Raw genomic sequence first — 18,058 nt, 5'->3', positions numbered from 1 at the left:
GTTCTGCCACGTCAAGCAGTGGCGCGGGCTGGCCACCCGTTACGACAAGCTCGCGCTGACCTTCCGCGGCGGCGCCGTCCTGAAGGCGATCGTCACCTGGCTCCGCGCTTTAGGAGACACGCCCTAGGTTGAATTCGGTCAGGCCCGCCACCAGCAGGAATGCTGAAACGAACGCCGAGACTTCTCCCACGGTGGTCGGCGAGACGAACCGGGCTGCGAGTACCCAGCTCAACATCCCCGCGCCAGCGCTAAGCGCCGCGCTGATCGACAGTGCCAGCCCATCGGACCAGGAACGGTCTGGTCTGGAGGCGCCATCGGCATCCGACACTAGTCGTGGCATCGGTGCACTCCGCCACACCTCGCCGGTCGACGGTGTCGCCGCTCGGCGAACCGATGCTCTCGGCCAACATGTGCGGCTCGGTCCGGCGCCCGGCTATCGGCCACGTACCTTCTGCGGAGGGGATGAGGGAGCCTGCTTGTGGCTCTTCGTCGGAGCTGGACGGAAGTCACGTGTCGGCGTCGCTCACGTGCGAGAAGGCCTGCTGACGCCGGCCGTAGGCATGGGCCCAAAGCCGACCGCGATGATGAGCGCGGATATGACTGCGGCGTGCCGCCGCAGGGCCGTCATCACGCGGCTCGTACCGGGCCGCGTCCGCGGGGTTGGTTGTGTACAAGATCCCTCCGCGTGATGAGAAGCCAATCGGCGATTGTGCGCGGGGTAGAACCGTGGTCCATTCGCCACGGTTGCTGCTGTCCGGTCGATGAATCACTCCGGCGTGTCTGGTGACGATCCGTAACGAAGCGGCCGCTTACGGCTCTGCCAGGTACCGCTGTACTGTCCGGGCCACTTCGCCGGGTTCGGTGAAGACCACCGGCGAGGCCACTCGGCGTACTGATCCGTCGGGTCGCAGGACGTAACTGGTTGGGATGGCATTGGGCACCTGGAGGGCGGCCCACAGCGTGCCGCGCGTGTCGACGACCGAGGGGTAGCGGGCGTCGAGATCGGCGAGCAGGCCCAGGGCCGAGGTGGCGTCGTCGCGTACATCGATGCCTACCACGGGCACCGCGCCGGGTAGCTCGGCGTAGGCGTTGAGCACCGGGATCTCCTCGCGGCAGGGTGTGCACCAGGACGCCCACACGTTGAGGAGCGCCGGTCGCCCTGCCAGCGCAGCGGCCAGGTCGACCGTGCCGGGAGTACCGAGACACGGGACCGTGATGTCGGCCAGCGGCCCCCCGGGCGGCGGCCCGACGTCCCCTGGCGTCGGACATGGTGCCAGGTCCGCCCGGGAGCGTAGTGGAGCCAGCTCGGCGTCGGGCGGCATCGCGATGAACGGCTTTTCGCCCGTCACCCGCCACTGTGACGTCTGCGGGTCGCCGGATGCGGGGTCGCTGTCCTGCGGCCACAACGCCACGATCCCGACGATCGCCAGCACGACGACGACAATCGTCCACAGCAGCTCCGAGCGCACGCCGGTCCGCAGCATCTCAACTCCCGAAACCCAGCGGCGCCCCGGAAGAAGGCTGCACCGGCACCGCTGTCCGCGGCTGTGGGCGCTGGCCGGCGAGCACCGCACGGGCCGGCAGCGGGTAGGTCGTCGGTCCGACAGCTTTCGCGACGATGGTGGCGGCCGGATCGATCACGAAGGTCTCCGGCACGCCGAAGATCCCGCTGTCGCGGGTGGCGCGCGGGCCGGGGTCAGTCACATAGCGGTAGTCGTCCCCGCCGCGCCCCCTCGCATCCAGGAACGCCACCGCCGAGTCCGGGCCGTCCTGGTAGTCGATTCCGACGAGCGTGACCCCGGCGTCGCGGTCCTGTTCGGCCACGCTGACCGACGCGGAGTGCTCCTCTTCCCACCACGAGGCCCAGAAGTTGCAAAGGACGACGCGACTGCGCAGCTCGCTGAGAGAAGGTGTGCCGTCTCTCTCGATGTACAGCAGCGTCACCGTTGGTGCCGGCCGGCCAGCGCGGGCATGGATCCGGTCTCGCGCGGCGCAACGCGTGCGAGCACGTGGAACTTGCTGGACGGGCGTCCCCCCGACCGGCGGACACGCATGATCGGTCGTCCCGCGCGCAGTGCGGCCAGCGCTCGTTCGACCCGGTCGAGTACGGCCGTCCTGGTCCGATCATCGGTGCCGACAGGTTCGATCGTCACCGTTCCGAGGAGGTCGGACGCCGAGCCGTACCACTCGTCCGCCCAGCTCACGATGAGCCGCGGGTTGCGTCCGGTCCGCTCCTCACCGATTGTCCGGTGGTCGAACCCGAGCATCGCCAGGATGGGGTCGTCGATGAGCGTGTCGATGATCTGCTGGTGCACGGTCTGGGGAGAAGTGGTCACTCCGCGTCTCCGGGTAGTTCCTCTGCAGCGGCTGCTCCGCCATCCTCGGTACCGGAGGCTAGGAGGCGTCGTGCAGCGGAAGTGCAACCGAAGTTAAAGCGACGGTAAAAATTATCGGGTGGTCGCGAGAGAGTGCGCCGTACCCGGTTCTTCTCAGTAACATCACAGTTCGATGGGCGATAGTTGTGCCATGAACCCGTCGCCGACTCCCTCCCCAGACCGGGTGACGGCGGGTCCGGCTCCCTTCGAGGTCTAGGATCTGGCGTGCGCATCCTCAGTGGCCCGGTCGGCCGGTCGATCGCATTGCTGGCGGGGCTGAGCGTGTTGCTGGGGGTGGTGGTCGCTGGGATGGCCTTCCCGGTGGTCGGCGGCCTCGGGATCCTGTCGAACGAGGCAGGTGACAGCGTCACGTCCAGCTCGGCCGACCTGGTGAACAACCCGGCGCCGCTGACGACCACGGTCACCGACTCCGACGGGCGCCCGCTGGCCTATCTGTTCGACCAGAACCGCACCGAGGTGGCCAACGACCAGATCTCGCCGACGATGAAGGCGGCGATCCTGGCGATCGAGGACCGCCGGTTCTACGAGCACCAGGGCGTCGACTGGCAGGGCACGCTGCGTGCGGTCGTCGCGAACTCGACGTCCGGGGATGTCGTGCAGGGCGCGTCGACGCTGACCCAGCAGTACGTCAAGAACTACATGCTCTACGTCGACGCCCAGACCGAGGCCGAGCGGCTCAAGGCGACCGAGCAGACCCCCGCCCGGAAGCTGAAGGAGGCGCGGATCGCGCTGCAGCTGGAGCGCCAGCTGTCCAAGGACGAGATCCTCAACCGCTACCTCAACATCGTCTTCCTGGGCAACGGCAGCTACGGCATCGCGGCGGGCGCCCGGACCTACTTCAACACCACGCCGGACAAGCTGACAGTGCCGCAGGCCGCGTTGCTGGCCGGCATGGTCCGCTCGACGACCCAGTTCGACCCGGTGCAGAACCCGGAGACCGCGACCGAGCGGCGCAACCTGGTGATCGAGCAGATGCGCCAGCAGGGCATGATCGACGACGCCCAGGCCCGCCAGGCGACGGCCGCGCCGCTCGGCATCGCGGACCCGCTGGTCCGGATCCCGAACGGCTGCATCGGTGCCGGTGACACCGGCTTCTTCTGCAAATACGTCGTCCAGTACCTCACCGAGGCGGGCTTCTCCGAGGAACAGATCAACCGGGGCGGCTACACGATCCGGACGACGCTGGACCGGCGGGCGATGGGCGAGGTCAAACGGGCACTCGACGCGGAGGTCCCGCCGCGGACCCCGAACGTCGCGAACGTGATGTCGCTGGTGCAGCCCGGTCAGGACGCGCACCGGGTGCTGGCGATGGGGTCGAGCCGGACGTTCGGCCTCGACGCCGACGCCGAGGAGACCAGCTTCGGCCTGCCGTATCAGCCGGTGAACCTGGGTGCCGGCTCCACGTACAAGATCTTCACCGCAGCCACCGCGCTGGAGAAGGGGCTCGGCATCAACTACTCGATGCAGGTGCCTCCCTCCGGCTACGCCTCGCCGATCTACGTCGACGGCAGCGGACGCCCGATCCCGGTCGCCAACGCCAGCGAGGGCCTGCCGCCACGCATGAGCATGACCGACGCGCTCGCGCAGTCGCCGAACACCGCGTTCATCAAGCTCGAGGAGTCCACCGGGGTCCCGGACGTCGTCGACATGGCGGTCCGCCTCGGGCTGAAGTCGCTGGCCACGACGCCGTTCGTGGACCCGGGAACGGGTGAGCGCACCGACCGCTCGATCGCCGAGGTGATCAAGCAGCAGCGGCTGGCGTCGTTCACGCTCGGTGTCACCCCGACGTCGGTGCTGGAGCTGGCGAACGTCGGCGCGACGCTGTTCTCGCAGGGCAAGTGGTGCCCGCCCACGCCGATCGACTCGATCACCGACGCGAACGGGAAGGACGTCCCGATCACCGAGGAACCGTGCCAACAGGCGGTCGACCCCGGCCTGGCGAACACCCTGGTGACCGGGATGAGCCAGGACGACATCTCCGGGACCTCGGCGGCCGCGGCCCGGGCGGCCGGCTGGACCCGTCCGATGGCGGGCAAGACCGGCACGACCCAGCAGAACAAGTCGGCGGCGTTCGTCGGGGCGATCCCGGAGATGTCCGGTGCGGTGATCACCTTCGACAACTCGAACTCCCCGCGCCCGCTGTGCGACGGCGGCAACGGTCCCTTCGCCTGCGGCGAGGGCAACATCTTCGGTGGCAAGACGCCCGCCCGGACCTGGTACGGAGCGGTGACGCCGCTGGTCGCGGGCACGCCGCCGACCCCGTTGCCGCCGACCGACCCCCGCTACCTCGACGGTGGTGCGGAGTCCCGGATCCTGGACGTCGTCGGCCGCTCGGCCGCCGACGCCCGCGGCGAGCTCGAGGGAGCCGGCTGGCAGGTGACGACCCGGACGGTGGACAACCGGGCCACCGAGGGAACCGTCATCGGTCAGGAGCCACGGGGTGCGGCGCTGCCGGGCGAGCCGGTGACGCTGCAGGTCAGCAGCGGCACGGTGCCCGCCCCTCCGCCGCCTCCCGGCTCGCCACCCGCGGTCGGACCCCCCGCCGGGCCACCGCCACCGGAGGAAGGCGCGGACGGCGGCGACGGTGGCTGATCAGCCGGTCGTCTTCGCGGTGGAGGCCGGGTCTTCCGAGCCCTCGGCAGAACCGGCCCTGGACCGGCTCGGTAGCAGCAGGGTCACGGGCGCCGAGGTTGTGCCGACGGTGAGCCGCCCGCCCTCGCTCTCGGCGAGGCGGCGTGCCAGTGGTAGACCCATGCCGCGTCCGCCGTCCCGATTCGTGAGGGCGGAGCTCGGGACCCCGGGGCCCTGATCGCCGACGTCGATCGCGATCGCGTTCTCGCCGACCTCACGGGCGGAGATCGACACGTCCCCGGCTCCGTGCAGGAGCGCGTTGTCGAGCAAGACACCGAGGATCTGCCGGACGGCGGCAGACGAGGCGTCCGGCTCGGGAAGGGAGCCCGGGAGCAGGGAGGAGAACGAGCGGCCGTCCCGCGTCAGGCGCGGGCGCCACTCGTCGTCGAACTCGGAGAACAGGCGTGGGAGGTCGGCCGGCGCCGAGGTCGTCTGCCGTTCACGCGCCAGGGCGAGGAGCTCGTCGATCGTCCGCTCGAGCCGGTCGATCGACCCCAGCCCGTACTCGATCTGCGGTCTCGTCATGGGCTCCGCCGCGTCGAGTGCGGACTCCAGTCGCAGCCGCAGACCCGCGAGCGGGGTTCGGAGTTGATGGGAGGCCTCCGCTGAGAACGCGCGTTCGCGGGCGAGGAGGTCGTCGAGCCGGCATGCGGTACGGCTCAGGGCTCCGCTCACCCGGTCGGTCTCCGCGATGCCGCTGCGCTTCGGGCTGATGCCGAAGTCCCCGTCGCCCAGCCGGTCCGCGTCGTCGACCAGTCGGTCGAGAGGTCGGGACAGGCGCAGCGCCAGGCGGCGAGCGAGCAGCCATGTCGACACCAGCACGACCGCGGCCAGAGCCGCCATCCCCAGCCAGATCGGCATCACGGACGCGTAGACCTGTGACGAGGGCGCGGTGGCGCGGACAACACCGACGATGTCGTGTAGGCCGCTGACCGGGACGGCCACGACAAGGTCGTCGGCAGGCGGCAGCCCGGTGCGCCCACCGAGGACGTAGTCCACCGCGGCGTCACCCTCCGAGGGGCCTGCTCCGAGGAGCAGTGCGCCGTCGGCGTCGTAGAGCGCCACGGCAGCGTCACTGGGGCCGTCCGGAAGCGCGCGCGGCACGCGGTCATGGGCCATGTCGCTCTGCACGCTGCGCGCCGCGAACCCGGCCAGCCGCTGCAGGGACGAGTGTTCCTCGGAAACAGCGAACTCGGCCAGGCCGATGGCCAGCGGTATCCCGAACAGCGCGACGGCGAACGTCGCGGTGATAAGGGCCAGTCCCACGACCCGCGACCTCATCGATCCGTCCCTTCGCCGCCGTTCGGTGGCCACTCCAGGCGGTAGCCATGTCCCCGCAGGGTCGTGATGCGGGGTGCCCGGTGCGCGGAGAAGGACGCCAGGAGCCTGCGCAGATTGCCGACGTGGACGTCGAGTGTCTTGGTCGGGCCGGTCCAGTGCTCGTCCCACACGTCCGACAGGAGTTGGTGACGGCTCAGCGCCGTGCCGGGTTCCCTCGCCATGCGAGCGAGCAGGTCGAACTCCTTGTTCCGCAGCTCGACACCTGTGTGCCCGATCGACACGCGCCGACCGCTGAGGTCGATCCGCAGGTCACCGAGTTCGATGACCTGGGTCGTGCCCTTCGGTTCCGACCGGCGAAGGTGCGCGCGGACCCGGGCCAGGAGTTCTGCGAGACGGACGGGTTTGGTCAGGTAGTCGTCGGCGCCGGCTTCCAGGCCGACGATCACGTCCATCTCCGCGGTTCGGGCGGTGAGGATGACGATGATCGCCTCGGGGAGGACCGTCCGCATCCGGCGGCACACCTCGGTCCCGTCGATATCGGGCAGGCTAAGGTCGACCAGAATCAGGTCGAAGGGGACCTCGGCCACCGCGCTCAGCGCCGTCGCGCCGTCGGTGCGCCATACGGTGTCGAAGCCGTGGCTCCGCAGGTTGGTCTGCAGGAGGTCTCCGATCGTATGGTCGTCCTCCACTACGAGTACCCGTACCGACACGGCAGTGGCTCGCACGTTCACGGCGTTGTCCATCGACGGCCCTTCGATAGGTGACCTGCCGCGATGATGAAGACGGTGACGTAGACTCCGATGGCCCCGACGAGGACGAGCGCGGTATGCCACAGGTCGGTGGCCGGGCCGACGCCACTGACCGCGACGACGGCGCCTGCCCCGAGCGCCGCGGTCGCCGCAGCGAGAGCCGGTCGGAGCAGCGCTCCGGCGGCTCCTCGGAGCGGTCGCCGTCCCGTGGTCCGCACGATGAGCCGGGCGGTGCAGACCAGTCCGACCGTGTAGGCGAGTGAGAAGGCCGCGCCCAGCCCCACGACGACGTCCCCGGCGGGCAGCAGAAGCGATGCCAGGACGGCCAGCAGCGACTGGATCAGGGCGATCACGATCTGCACCATCGCCGGGCCCCGGGTGTTCTCCCACGCGTGCAGGGTCCGGACCAGCACGAACTGGAACGAGTAGATCACGACGGCCGGCGCGAACGTCGCCAGCACCAGGCCCATGAACCACGTGTCGGCCCCCGGGTTGCCGGGGAACAGCAGCCGAGTGATCAGCGGCGCGGTGATCAGCAGTGCGAACGCCACGGGCAGGAGCAGCCGACCCGACCGCACCAGGGCCTCCGTTGCCGCACGGGCAACGCTGTCGACGTCGTGCTCGACGGCTGCGCGGGCCATGCGCGGGAAGGCTGCCGTGACGACGGAGACCGCGATGATCGCGTGCGGGACCAACATGATCATGTTGGCGTTGGTGTACTGCGCCAGGCCGGCCGCGTGGTCGGCGGCGCCTGCCGCTGCCGCGCCGGCCGCATTCGCGACGATCGCGGTGATCGAGTACGCGATCTGGTTGGCGGCGACGAAAAGGACGGTCCAGCCGGCGAGCCGCAGGGAACGGCCGATTCCCGCTGCCGCGACGTCTCTGCGGGGCCGGACGCGAACACCTGCCGCGCGCAGCGCCGGCAGCAGGACCAGGACCTGGACCAGCACGCCGGCGGTGGCGCCGCCGGCGATGGCGAGGACCTCGCCGGGCGATACCGTCTCCGCCGCGTTCGCGTCCGGCCCAGTGGCGATCCCACCCAGGAACAGGAACGGGACCGCGGCGGCGATCCCGACGACGTTGTTCGCGACCGGGGCCCACATCATCGGACCGGGCCGGTCCCGGGCCAGGAGCACCTGACTGAGCACCGCGAAGATCCCATAAAGCGGAATCTGCGGCAGGCACCACGCCAGGAACGCGGCGAGGAGAGCGGTGTCCCGCGGCGGCCAGGCGCCGCCCGTGTAGAGACGGGCGATCCACGGGGCCAGCAGCACCCCGATGACCGTCGCAGGAAGCAGGACGAGCAGGGCAACGCTGAGAAGGCGGCCGGCGAACGCGTCACCCTCCTGCCGCCCGTTCGCGGCGGCCCGGATCAGCTGCGGGACGAACACGCTGCTGATCGCACCGCCGGCCAGCAGGGTGTAGACGATCGAGGGGAGCGTGTTGGCCAGGGTCAGCGCGTTGCCCACCACGTGGAGCCCGAAGGCCGCGGCCCAGACGGACGCGCGGACGAAACCCAGGACCCGGGACAGGGCGGTGGCGACGGCGAGCCCCGACACCCGCTCTCCGTGGGTGAGAGTCCCACCTGTCCTCGCGACGGAAGCCCTCACCGGGGCACCGCCCGGGCAGCCGGCTTGCCCGGAGTGATCCCGACGTGCACGTGGTCGCGGTGGACCGCGTCGGTGAAGAACCCGGTCCCGTCGACACGGATCGGCCCGCCGACCTCGGTCGCCCCGGCCTCGCCGGCGGCCGTCATCACGGCCTCGAGGCGGCGGTCGTCGCGGAGCTCCTCGACCGCCACGCCGTCGATCGCCCTGATGTCGAACGCCCGACCGACCGCATGGTTGGACAACCGGGTGGTCGGATAGACCGTGCCCGGGTGACCGGTGGCCGCGACCTGCACGTCGATCCTGGCACGGGCTCCGAGCCGCTGCAGGACACCCAGGATCGGGTCGCCGACACGACGCTCGACGATGTCGGCCCGCACCGGCTCGGGCAGGACGAGGGCGGGGTCCCCGAGCACGGCGCGTCCGAGAGCGGTCGGCCCACCGGCGCGGGCCGGTGCGAGAGGCGGGCGAGGGGGAGCGACCGATGCCGTGACCTCCCACCGGCCCTCGAGCAGGACGAGCCGGACGTCGAGCACCAGCTGTCGCACACCGTCGTGCCCGGTGTCGCCCCAACTCTGCTCGGCGAGCACGATCACGCTCGCCGTGGTCGCGGTGAGGCCACCCTGTTGCGCGAACACGACCTGTGTCCGTGCGCGGGGGGTGGGGAGATCGACCAGTTGCGGTGCGACGGCGCCAAGGGCTGCGGGGTAGCCGGCCGCGACGACGCGATCGCTGGCGGCGGTGGGCTGGGTCTCGTCCCAGCTGCCGATCGCCTCGATGAAGGCGACGGCGGTCTCCTTCGACAGGTCCCCGCGACTGGTGCGCGGAGTCATCACGTCGTCGGGGACAGGTGCGCTGGTGACCGGTGCCGGCGGCGGTGCCCCGGTATCGAGGCGTGGTGAGGCCGGCGCGGCGCCGGCACATCCGGCGGTGACGAGGACAAGCAGCACGAGCGCCGCGGCCGGGAGCAGCCGGTCGCGCGTCGTGCTCCGTGCAGCGGAAGTCACGCGCGATCCGTCGTGGCTAGACAACGCCCGAAGTGCGCGACCGGCACGCCGTCGCGGGTCTGGCTCCGGTAGAGCCAGGTCCAGCCGGTGTGTTCGTAGAACCGCACGGCGGAGTCCGGTTCCGTCGCGGTCACCAGTTCGACCCAGGGAATCCCGAGGCTCGTGCAACGGTCGAGGTAGATCTCGATCAGCCGCCGTCCGACGCCGGCTCCACGGGTCCCCGGATCGACGGCGACGGCGGTCAACTCACCGGTCGATTCCTCGCGCTCGTGTGGTCGCGCGGTGGGCGTGCCCGAGCGTCCCCGCCAGAGGCGAGCGGCGTAGGTCGTCGCTCGACCGCGCAGGAACGTGGCAAGAAGCCGCGGGCGGACCACGAGAGCGAAGACGCCGTGTCGGATGAGCGCTCCCCGGTGGCGCCGCAGCAACTCGCGCCGGAACGCGCGGCGATCCGTGGTACCGACCAGGAACCCGACGACCGTTTCGGCGCTGGCGTCGTCGCTACGCTCGATCGCAACGAGGCCGATGGCGTGGGGGCTGTCGAGGAAAGCGGCCTGCCAGCGCGCGACGAAACCCGTGCCGAGGCGCGGGAAGAAGCCGATCGGCAGGTGTGCGACATGCAGGCCGGCCATGGCGGACAGGTCGTAGGTCGTCGCGGTACGGACGAACACACTCGGACGGCGTCCGGCGGGGCGGGGAGGGCCGTTCGGTGCGGTGGGAACGGGAAGTGTCGCTGCGGATGCTCGATGCCGACACGTTGAGATGACGCCCATGACAGAACTCCAGGCGGGAAGCTCCGGAACACCGGAGACGGGGGTGATCGGGCCATGGGCCGCCCAAACACCCGTGCGAGATGTTCTCGGCGGGGTCAGGCGGCGAGCGCTGACACCGGGGGGCCTCGTCGGGCGACGTCGCGGACGATCGACCACTGGGGCACGGGCAGTGCCGGCTCGTAGCCGACCAGGCGCGGCGAACGAACCGGCCGCTTGGGCGTCGAGACGATGCGCCGGATCAGCGCGACCAGCAGGGGTCGTAGGGCAGCAACGAGGCTGCCGAGCTGCTGAACCTGGGTGATGGCAACGACGATCAGTACCGCCACGATGATGTGCACGACCGAAAGCGACACGTCCCCGGAGTGGTCCGTGGTCGGCGGGACCAGCTTGGTCGAGGCGTGCAACGCCGGCTGCGCCACGACAGCGCCGTTGACCATGGCCAGCAGTCCCTTGTACCGACGTGCGGTGACCAGGCGCGCGAGCGCAGCCGATGCCGCGACCCCGCCGACCGTCGCAGCGTGCACGGGGTGCTCACCGGCCGCGAGGTCCATCCCGATCGCGAGGACGGCGGTCGCGAGGGCGGCCACGAGCAGCGCCCGCGGCGAGGAAGGACGTGCGTCGGCCAGCACGACACTCCTCCCCTCAACCGGACCGAGTGGCATCACTCGGACGTTTTCACGGTAGCGCAGGGCAGCAATTGATCCGGCGCAGGCACAGATCGGCGATCGACTGTGCCGCTGGACGTACGACCTACCTCTTGTGGACGCGACCCTCTTGTGGACGCGACCTGGCGATCCTGTGTCAGTCAAATGGGTGGCTATGGGTGGGTGGCTATGGCTTCTTCGTTCGGCACACGTAGCGTGCCGCCATCCGCTCATAGTGTGACGGTCCGCAACCAACTGATCACTACAACATCAAGTAGGACGATGAACTAACGAATTGAGCCCGACGCGCAGGCCTGGTTCCAGGAGCTGCAGATCGACGACAAGGTCCAGGCCACCACCGCCTCGGTCGAAACGGGGAACGGGACGGTCGTTCCATGCTGACTGAGGCCGCCGACTCGTGCGCTGTGTCGGGCCGGCGGGGCGCGGTCTTCAGACGGGGACGGGGCACCGCGCCGTACCGGACGACTTCACGCCGAGCCACTGGCGAGCTCAATCGGCGGGCGCGGCCGCCTGCACGATCGTGCGGAGAACGGGGTGCACGCGTCGACCTCACACGTCGCGACGCCGCCGTGGTCGGCCACGATGTGCTCGACCAGCACGGGGTGGTCATTCATGCCGCCGAGAACCCGGTGACGGGTCACTGGTCGCGGCTTTCCCACCGGCCCGGCCAGCGACATCGCCGCGTGACACCGCCGACTGCGTGCGGCTCGCCGTCGAGAACCCCGCCGAGCGCGGCGAGTTCCGGGTGTTCAACCAGCTCACCGAGTCGTTCTCGGTCGGCGAGCTGGCCAAACTCGTCGCCGATACACACACCTGCACCGAGATCACGCACCTGGACAACCCACGGGTGGAAGCCGACCAGCACCACTACCACGTCGTCTCCACCGGCCTCGCCGAGCTGGGCCTGCGCCCGCACCTGCTCGCCGCCACCCTGATCACCTCGATGTTCGAGCTGCTCGAGCGGCACGCCGGCCGGGTGAACCGCGCCGCGCTGCTGCCGGCCACGCAGTGGCGCCTGCCCGGACGGTGACGTCGGGGCGACAGTGGCCCGGGCCACAGAACAAGCCGGTGGGGCTATCGGCGGTGCACGCCCCCGTCGCGGGACCCGCCGTGATCGGGTCCGCCACCGCTTCTCACCGACGCCACTGCACTGCAGCGACGAGAAATGAACGACAGGCGGTACCCATCCTGGAGCGGACGTCCCGCGTTGAGCACTCGCGGTCGAGGCGGTTGCCGTGCTCGTAGTCGCATCGGCCCGCCCGTGCTGCGGCGCGGTGGCGGTGGCGGCCGCCCCCAGTGGGCCGCGGATGTCGCCAGACCAGGCCATCCAGCGGGTGCAGCGTGCACCATCAGGACGAAGCGATAGCTATCGGCAGGTATACGCTAAGTGACGATCTTTCGTCGAAACGGGTACCGCATTCACCAATGGGGGGTCTTCGTCATGAAGCGGCGGGGGTCAGCCATCCACCGTGGTCGTCGACCTGCCGGCGCCTACGCCTCAGACGCCGCACTCTCTAACCGCTCTGACCTGCAGTGTTGGTTGAGACATCGATGGTCGTGTCCATAGCCGCGCCCCGATAGGACGTCGTGCACGAGTTGTGTGATGACGCACCAACGCTGGGATGCGCGGACGGGCCTGCCGATGACGCTGGTACGGTTCGGCTACTGTGAGCAACCTCGTCGGCGTGCTGGGGACACGGGTGCCAAGATCCGGTGCCCGCCGCGCCGTGGTACTCCTCGCCCTGTCGATGGTCATGCTGATCTGTGGGCTGCACCTGCTCATGCCGGTCCACGGCCCTGAGCTCGTCGCCGGTGGATCCTCGACGCAGCTGACAGGGTCGCAGGCGTCCGCGGGCGTCGCGGCTGACCAGTCGGCCGACCACCGAGACCAGATCGGTGCCGAGCGCCCCGCCGCTCCGCATTCGCATCCTGATGCTCCTGTGTGCCATCAGGACGGAGCCCACGACGAGTCGACTCTCACTGCTCGCGCTGACCGTCCCGTCCCACCGGACGTCTGCGCCGGAGCGGGCGTCGAGATCCGCGTAGCGGCCGCGATGCGGGCACCGCCGCAGATACACCGCGCAGTCAAGACCACGCCCGCTCGAGCAGAGGGTGGGCGTCACCACTTAGTCCTGGCACAGATCTCGCGGACGTAGAGGCCTCGGCGACCACGGACCAGATCCCGGTCGTCGTTTCTCGCGCCCCTACATCGCTCCCTGGCGGTGCGGCACATGCCCGCGCCCGAATGAGGTCTGTCATGTCCACTTCTTTCACGACTCTTCCCGCCGATGCCCCCGGCGTCGCTGCGCGACGTTGCTTCCAGTTGACCGACGTCGTCGGCTCCACACCGACGGTGTGGATCGACGCACCCTTCAGCGCTGCCGGACGGGGGTTCTGGGCCAAGCTGGAAGGCACCAATCCCGGCGGGATCAAGGACCGCCCTGCCCTGCATATGGTCGAGCAGGCCCGTCAACGCGGTGATCTCGAGCCGGGCGGGCGGATCGTCGAGTCCACCAGCGGCACCCTCGGTCTCGGCCTCGCCCTGGCCGGGATCGCGTTCGGGCACCCCGTCACGCTGGTGTCCGACCCGGGTATGGAACCGCTGATGTATCGGCTCCTGCGTGCCTACGGTGCCGAGGTGGTGACCGTGCAGAGCCCGGCGGCGTGCGGTGGGTGGCAGCAGGCCCGCCGCGACCGCGTCGCCGAGGTGCTCGACCAGCATCCCGGCTCGTGGTGCCCTGACCAGTACAACAATCCCGACAACGTGAGCGCTTACGCGCCGCTCGCCGACGAACTGCACGCTCAGCTCGGAAACATCGATGTGCTCGTCTGCTCGGTCGGCACCGGAGGCCACTCGGCAGGTATCTCCCGCGCGCTCCACCAGCACCTGCCCGACCTGGAGGTCGTCGGGGTCGACACGGTCGGGTCGACGATCTTCGGTCAGCCCGCACGACCGCGCCTGATGCGGGGGCTCGGCTCGAGCATCCATCCCCGCAACGTCGACCACAGCATCTTTAGCGAGGTGCACTGGGTCGGCGCGGACGAGGCAGTCTCGGCGTGCCGTGCGATGGCCAGCGCCAGCTACTCCAGCGGAGGCTGGAGCGTCGGCGCCGTCGGCATGGTGGCCGGTTGGCTGGCCCGGACCCGGCCGGAGGGCACCCGGATCGCTGCGGTCTTCCCCGACGGCCCGCAGCGCTACTTCGACACCGTCTACAACGACGAGTTCTGCGCGGCGAAGGGGATCACCGTCGGTGCCCCTCCGCTGCACGACCCGGACGAGATCGACCGGCCCGACGCGGTCGAGGTCCACCGCTGGACCCGCTGTGCCACCGTGCTCCGGCCTGCAGGACGCGAGAGCTGATGCGGGTACTCGACAGATACCGGTCGTTCGACCGGCCGGTCCAGCTGCTGCTGCTCAACCAGCTGACCATCAACCTCGGCTTCTACATGCTCATCCCGTACCTGGCCGACCACCTGTCCCAGGGGCTCGGGCTCTCGGTGCTGATGGTCGGCTTGATCCTCGGGGTACGGAACTTCTCCCAGCAGGGCATGTTCCTGGTCGGGGGCAGCCTGGCCGACCGGTTCGGCTACAAGCCGATGATCGTGGCCGGCTGCGCCTTGCGCACCGGCGGATTCGTGCTGATCGGCCTGGTCGACAACGTCCCGGCCCTGGTCGTGGCCTCGGCCGCGACCGGATTCGCCGGGGCGCTGTTCAACCCGGCCGTGCGCGCCTACATCGCCCATGACACCGGTGAGCGGCGCGTCGAGGCGTTCGCGCTGTTCAGCATCTTCTACCAGGCGGGCATCCTGATCGGCCCGATCGTCGGACTGGCACTGACCGGCATCGGCTTCGCCGTCACCTGCCTGGTCGCCGCCGCCGTGTTCGCCGTGCTCACGGTGCTGCAGATCCGGGCCCTGCCGGCCCGCCGCGGTGACGGCGGCGGCGACGCCGATCGGCGCCCGGTCCTCGCGCAGTGGCGCGACGTCGCCACGACCCGGGGCTTCCTGCCCTTCTCGGTCGCGATGATCGGCACCTACGTCTTGTCGTATCAGGTGTATCTGGCGCTGCCGTTGCACGCCCGGACCCTGGCCGGCGACGGGAACCTGGGCACGGCGTTGGTGACGGCGTTGTATGTCGTGTCCGGCGGGGTCACCATCGCGGCCCAGATGAAGGTCACCGCCTGGTGTCGTGCGCGGTGGGGGCCGGCGGGCTCGCTGAGCCGGGGCCTGGTCGTGCTCGGCGTGGCCTTCGTGCCGCTGCTCGCCGCCGACGGGTTGCTGGTCGCGCTGCCCGACGTCAGCGCGATGATCGCGACGGTGCTGGGTGTGGCGGCGTTGCTGTCGACCGCGGCGCTGCTCGCGATCGGGACCGCCGTGGTGCTGCCGTTCGAGATGGACACCATCGTCGGGCTCGCTCGCAACCGGCTCGTCGCGACCCACTACGGCTTCTACAACACCGTGTGCGGGGTCGGGATCCTGCTCGGCAACGCGGGGACGGGCTGGGCGATCGACCTGGCCCGCTCGCTCGGCGCCCCCTACGCGCCGTGGTTGGTGTTACTGGTCATCGGGCTGCTGTGCGGGTTCGCCCTCGCGGTGCTGTATCGGCGCGGACTGCTCACCGCACCCGCCGAGGACACCCGAGTAGCGCAGAGCGAACCGGATGGCGACCCCCCGACCACCCAACTGTGGGCGGTCGGCCAGCACGACGACAGCCCGACCCGCCCGCTACCGGCCATCGGTGCTGCCCAGCAGCAGCCGGCTCCCACGCCGGTGGAGACGACGCGGCCGCTGGCCGACCTGCCTGGGGCCGCCCGACGATGGTGACCCCCGCACGAGCGGACAAGCCCAGCCGTCCGCGACGACCACCGAGCGGCGCGTCCGTCATGGGGCGGTGAACGGCGTCGGACACGCCGCCGTGGCGTTGCGGCGGCTGGGTGTTCGGCTGCTCGCCGTCGGTGTCGTCGTGGGGGTCCTCGCCGCGGGGCTGGTGTTGGTCCGGATCGCGATGGGGCACTTCCTCACCCCGGTAGCGATCAGGCCGGGGTGCCTGCCCCCGGCAGCGGCCGTGCCCATCTCCGCGACCGGCCCCAGCGGACTCGGCGCCGAGCAACTGGCCAACGCCGCAACCATCGTCGCGGTGGGCCGGGACCGCGCGGTCCCGGAGCGGGCTGTGTGGATCGCCGTGGCCACCGCGCTGCAGGAGTCCGGCCTGCGCAACCTCGACTACGGCGACCGTGACTCGCTCGGGCTGTTCCAGCAACGCCCGTCGATGGGCTGGGGCTCGGCCGAGCAGGTCACCGATCCCCGGTACTCGGCCGCGATCTTCTACGACCGCCTGCTGCAGATCCCCGGATGGGCCGACATGGAGCTGTGGGAGGCCGCCCAGGCGGTCCAACGCTCGGCGTTCCCGACCGCCTACGCCAAATGGGAGGACACCGCCGCGAACGTGCTCACCGAGGTCGGTGACGGGGCGGCGCGAACCACCGGGGCACGCACGACCGCGGACGGCGGCAGCTGCGCCGACCCCTCGAGTGCGGTGATCGGCGACGACCCGCGGCCGCGCCCAGCCGGCTGCACCGAGGACGACCCCACCACCCGGGGCTGTGTGACCCCCACGACGCGGTTCGCACTGGAGCAGGTGCGGACCGCCTTCGGCGCGCTCAGCGAGACCACGTATCTGACCTCGACACGCTGCTTCGCCGACCGCCCGGCGAACCCGACCAGCGATCACCCCCTCGGGAAGGGGTGCGACCTGTTCCCCGGACCCGCCGGCAGCTTCGCCTCCGGCCGCGACGTCGACGACGGCTGGGTGATCGCCGAGTGGTTCCGGCGCAACGCCGTCGCCCTCGACGTCTCCTACGTCATCTGGCAGGGTCAGATCTGGCTACGGCCCCAGGCAGGTTCCGGTCGGTGGAGCGACTACACCGGGGGCGGGGTGTACGACCCCGCCGACCCGGTGGGCGGGCACTACGATCACATTCACGTGTCGTTCCGCCGCTAGCCGACCCACTGCTCAGGCGATGCGCGCCAGCGTGGCGCCGCCGTCGGTCGACCGGTGGATGCCGTCGTTGGTCACGATCGTCAACCGGCCCCCGGGCTCGGCGGTGATGGCCTGCGGCGGGCTCTCGGTACCGGCACGCCGCTGCCAGGTCGCGCCCCGGTCGGTGCTGGCGTGCACCGTTCCGTCCGGCCCGATCCCGTACACCGCGCCGTCGCCCGCCCACGACACGAAAGCCAACAGCGGGCTACCGGTGACGCTGCGGAAGGTGGAGCCACCGTCCTGGCTGGCGGCCACCCCGTTCTCGGTCGTGGCCAGTACCCGGGTCCCGTCGGAGGGGTCCACGGCGATGTCGAGGGCATCCAGCGCGGCGCGCTCCTGCCAGGTGCGACCGCCGTCGCTGCTGACCATCAGCAGGCCGCGGGTGGCGTCGAGCCCGACAACCGAGGTGCCGGCGGCGTCGAGAGAGTGGAAGTCGACCTGGCCCTGCAGGCTCACGGGCTCCCACGTCGTGCCCGCATCAGTGCTGCGGACGAGCCCGACCGGGTTCGGGGTGCCGGCGTCGTCGGGGGCGGGGTGTCCGCTGGCGAGGAAGGTGCGGGGCCCGGCGACGGTGAACCCCATCAGGTCCGGCCCCGCGGTCTCCGGTGGGTCCTGGCGAGGAACCAGTGTCCCGTCGGGGGCGAGGGCGAACAGCCCGTAGTGGCCGGCAACGACCACGCTGCCGCCCGCAGGGTCGACGCCCACTCCGTGTACGTGTCCGACCGGGGCGAAAAGATCTGCGGTGGTGGTGTTGGCGGCGGTGTCCGAGGTGTCGGACGCACTCCCTGCGCCACAGCCGGCCAGCACGAGGACGGTGCCGGCGGCAAGGAAGGCGTGGGCCCGGCGCGGTCGGACTCTGCGCTGGGGGAGACCTGTGCGGTGTGCGGGCGATCTGTTGACCATGGGACGGAG

15 protein-coding genes are annotated in these 18,058 nt (G+C 70.6%); 5 read left to right on the top strand and 10 right to left on the bottom strand.

Going from position 1 to position 18,058, the window contains the following annotated elements; all coding sequences use genetic code 11:
- Positions 1–809 precede the first annotated feature (809 nt).
- Genes NH602_RS01360 through NH602_RS01350 form a run of 3 tightly spaced genes read right to left on the bottom strand, consistent with a single transcriptional unit; the run spans position 810 to position 2,336 of the window.
- Positions 810–1,484, bottom strand: coding sequence for a TlpA disulfide reductase family protein (locus NH602_RS01360; RefSeq protein ID WP_179763268.1), 675 nt, complete (start codon positions 1,482–1,484; stop codon positions 810–812).
- A 1-nt stretch (position 1,485) separates the two neighbouring features.
- Positions 1,486–1,944, bottom strand: coding sequence for a redoxin domain-containing protein (locus NH602_RS01355; protein ID WP_253066769.1), 459 nt, complete (start codon positions 1,942–1,944; stop codon positions 1,486–1,488).
- A complete protein-coding gene (locus NH602_RS01350) occupies positions 1,941–2,336 on the bottom strand; it encodes a hypothetical protein (protein WP_253066768.1) in 396 nt (131 codons plus the stop codon). Before NH602_RS01350 ends, NH602_RS01355 begins: the two co-directional genes overlap by 4 nt.
- Positions 2,337–2,600: 264 nt before the next feature.
- Here NH602_RS01350 and NH602_RS01345 point away from each other — a divergent pair, with 264 nt between their 5' ends.
- Positions 2,601–4,988, top strand: a complete 2,388-nt coding sequence (locus NH602_RS01345; RefSeq protein ID WP_308292796.1) for a penicillin-binding protein — start codon at positions 2,601–2,603, stop codon at positions 4,986–4,988.
- Here the strand turns inward: NH602_RS01345 and NH602_RS01340 are convergent, their stop codons facing one another.
- The 6 genes from NH602_RS01340 to NH602_RS01315 form a co-directional block, all read right to left on the bottom strand.
- Positions 4,989–6,293: a sensor histidine kinase KdpD gene (locus NH602_RS01340; protein WP_179763266.1), complete on the bottom strand. Its 1,305-nt coding sequence runs from the start codon at positions 6,291–6,293 to the stop codon at positions 4,989–4,991. It lies immediately after the preceding gene.
- Positions 6,294–6,304: 11 nt separating this feature from the next.
- A complete protein-coding gene (locus tag NH602_RS01335; RefSeq protein WP_179763265.1) occupies positions 6,305–7,051 on the bottom strand; it encodes a response regulator transcription factor in 747 nt (248 codons plus the stop codon).
- On the bottom strand, positions 7,036–8,616 hold the full coding sequence (gene murJ, locus NH602_RS31725; protein ID WP_179763264.1) for a murein biosynthesis integral membrane protein MurJ: 1,581 nt from the start codon (positions 8,614–8,616) through the stop codon (positions 7,036–7,038). Before murJ ends, NH602_RS01335 begins: the two co-directional genes overlap by 16 nt.
- A 47-nt stretch (positions 8,617–8,663) precedes the next feature.
- The gene (locus tag NH602_RS31720) at positions 8,664–9,671 is read right to left on the bottom strand and encodes a hypothetical protein (RefSeq protein ID WP_253066767.1); all 1,008 of its coding nucleotides are present in this window, start codon (positions 9,669–9,671) and stop codon (positions 8,664–8,666) included.
- Positions 9,668–10,339, bottom strand: coding sequence for an N-acetyltransferase (locus NH602_RS01320; RefSeq protein WP_179763262.1), 672 nt, complete (start codon positions 10,337–10,339; stop codon positions 9,668–9,670). Before NH602_RS01320 ends, NH602_RS31720 begins: the two co-directional genes overlap by 4 nt.
- Positions 10,340–10,536: 197 nt before the next feature.
- Entirely contained in the window at positions 10,537–11,070 is a 534-nt protein-coding gene (locus NH602_RS01315) for a hypothetical protein (protein WP_179763261.1), read from the bottom strand.
- A gap of 736 nt (positions 11,071–11,806) precedes the next feature.
- Here NH602_RS01315 and NH602_RS01310 point away from each other — a divergent pair.
- From NH602_RS01310 to NH602_RS01295, 4 genes are all read left to right on the top strand, one after another.
- Positions 11,807–12,136, top strand: coding sequence for a hypothetical protein (locus NH602_RS01310; RefSeq protein ID WP_253066766.1), 330 nt, complete (start codon positions 11,807–11,809; stop codon positions 12,134–12,136).
- 1,227 nt (positions 12,137–13,363) lie between these two features.
- Positions 13,364–14,467, top strand: coding sequence for a PLP-dependent cysteine synthase family protein (locus tag NH602_RS01305; RefSeq protein ID WP_374210110.1), 1,104 nt, complete (start codon positions 13,364–13,366; stop codon positions 14,465–14,467).
- A complete protein-coding gene (locus tag NH602_RS01300) occupies positions 14,467–15,930 on the top strand; it encodes an MFS transporter (protein ID WP_253066765.1) in 1,464 nt (487 codons plus the stop codon). The genes NH602_RS01305 and NH602_RS01300 overlap by 1 nt, the downstream gene beginning before the upstream one ends.
- A 67-nt stretch (positions 15,931–15,997) precedes the next feature.
- Positions 15,998–17,107 (top strand): hypothetical protein, encoded by a 1,110-nt coding sequence (locus tag NH602_RS01295; RefSeq protein ID WP_253066764.1) that lies wholly within the window; start codon positions 15,998–16,000, stop codon positions 17,105–17,107.
- Between the two features lie 12 nt (positions 17,108–17,119).
- Here NH602_RS01295 and NH602_RS01290 read toward each other — a convergent pair whose 3' ends face one another.
- Positions 17,120–18,049, bottom strand: a complete 930-nt coding sequence (locus tag NH602_RS01290; protein WP_281010819.1) for a F510_1955 family glycosylhydrolase — start codon at positions 18,047–18,049, stop codon at positions 17,120–17,122.
- Positions 18,050–18,058: the final 9 nt, after the last annotated feature.

The organism is Pseudonocardia sp. McavD-2-B (assembly GCF_024124365.1).
In the GTDB taxonomy this organism is placed as follows: Bacteria; Actinomycetota; Actinomycetes; order Mycobacteriales; family Pseudonocardiaceae; genus Pseudonocardia; species Pseudonocardia alni.
The sequence above is the reverse complement of the archived record's forward strand: the minus strand, read 5'-3'. Positions and strand labels throughout refer to the sequence as shown.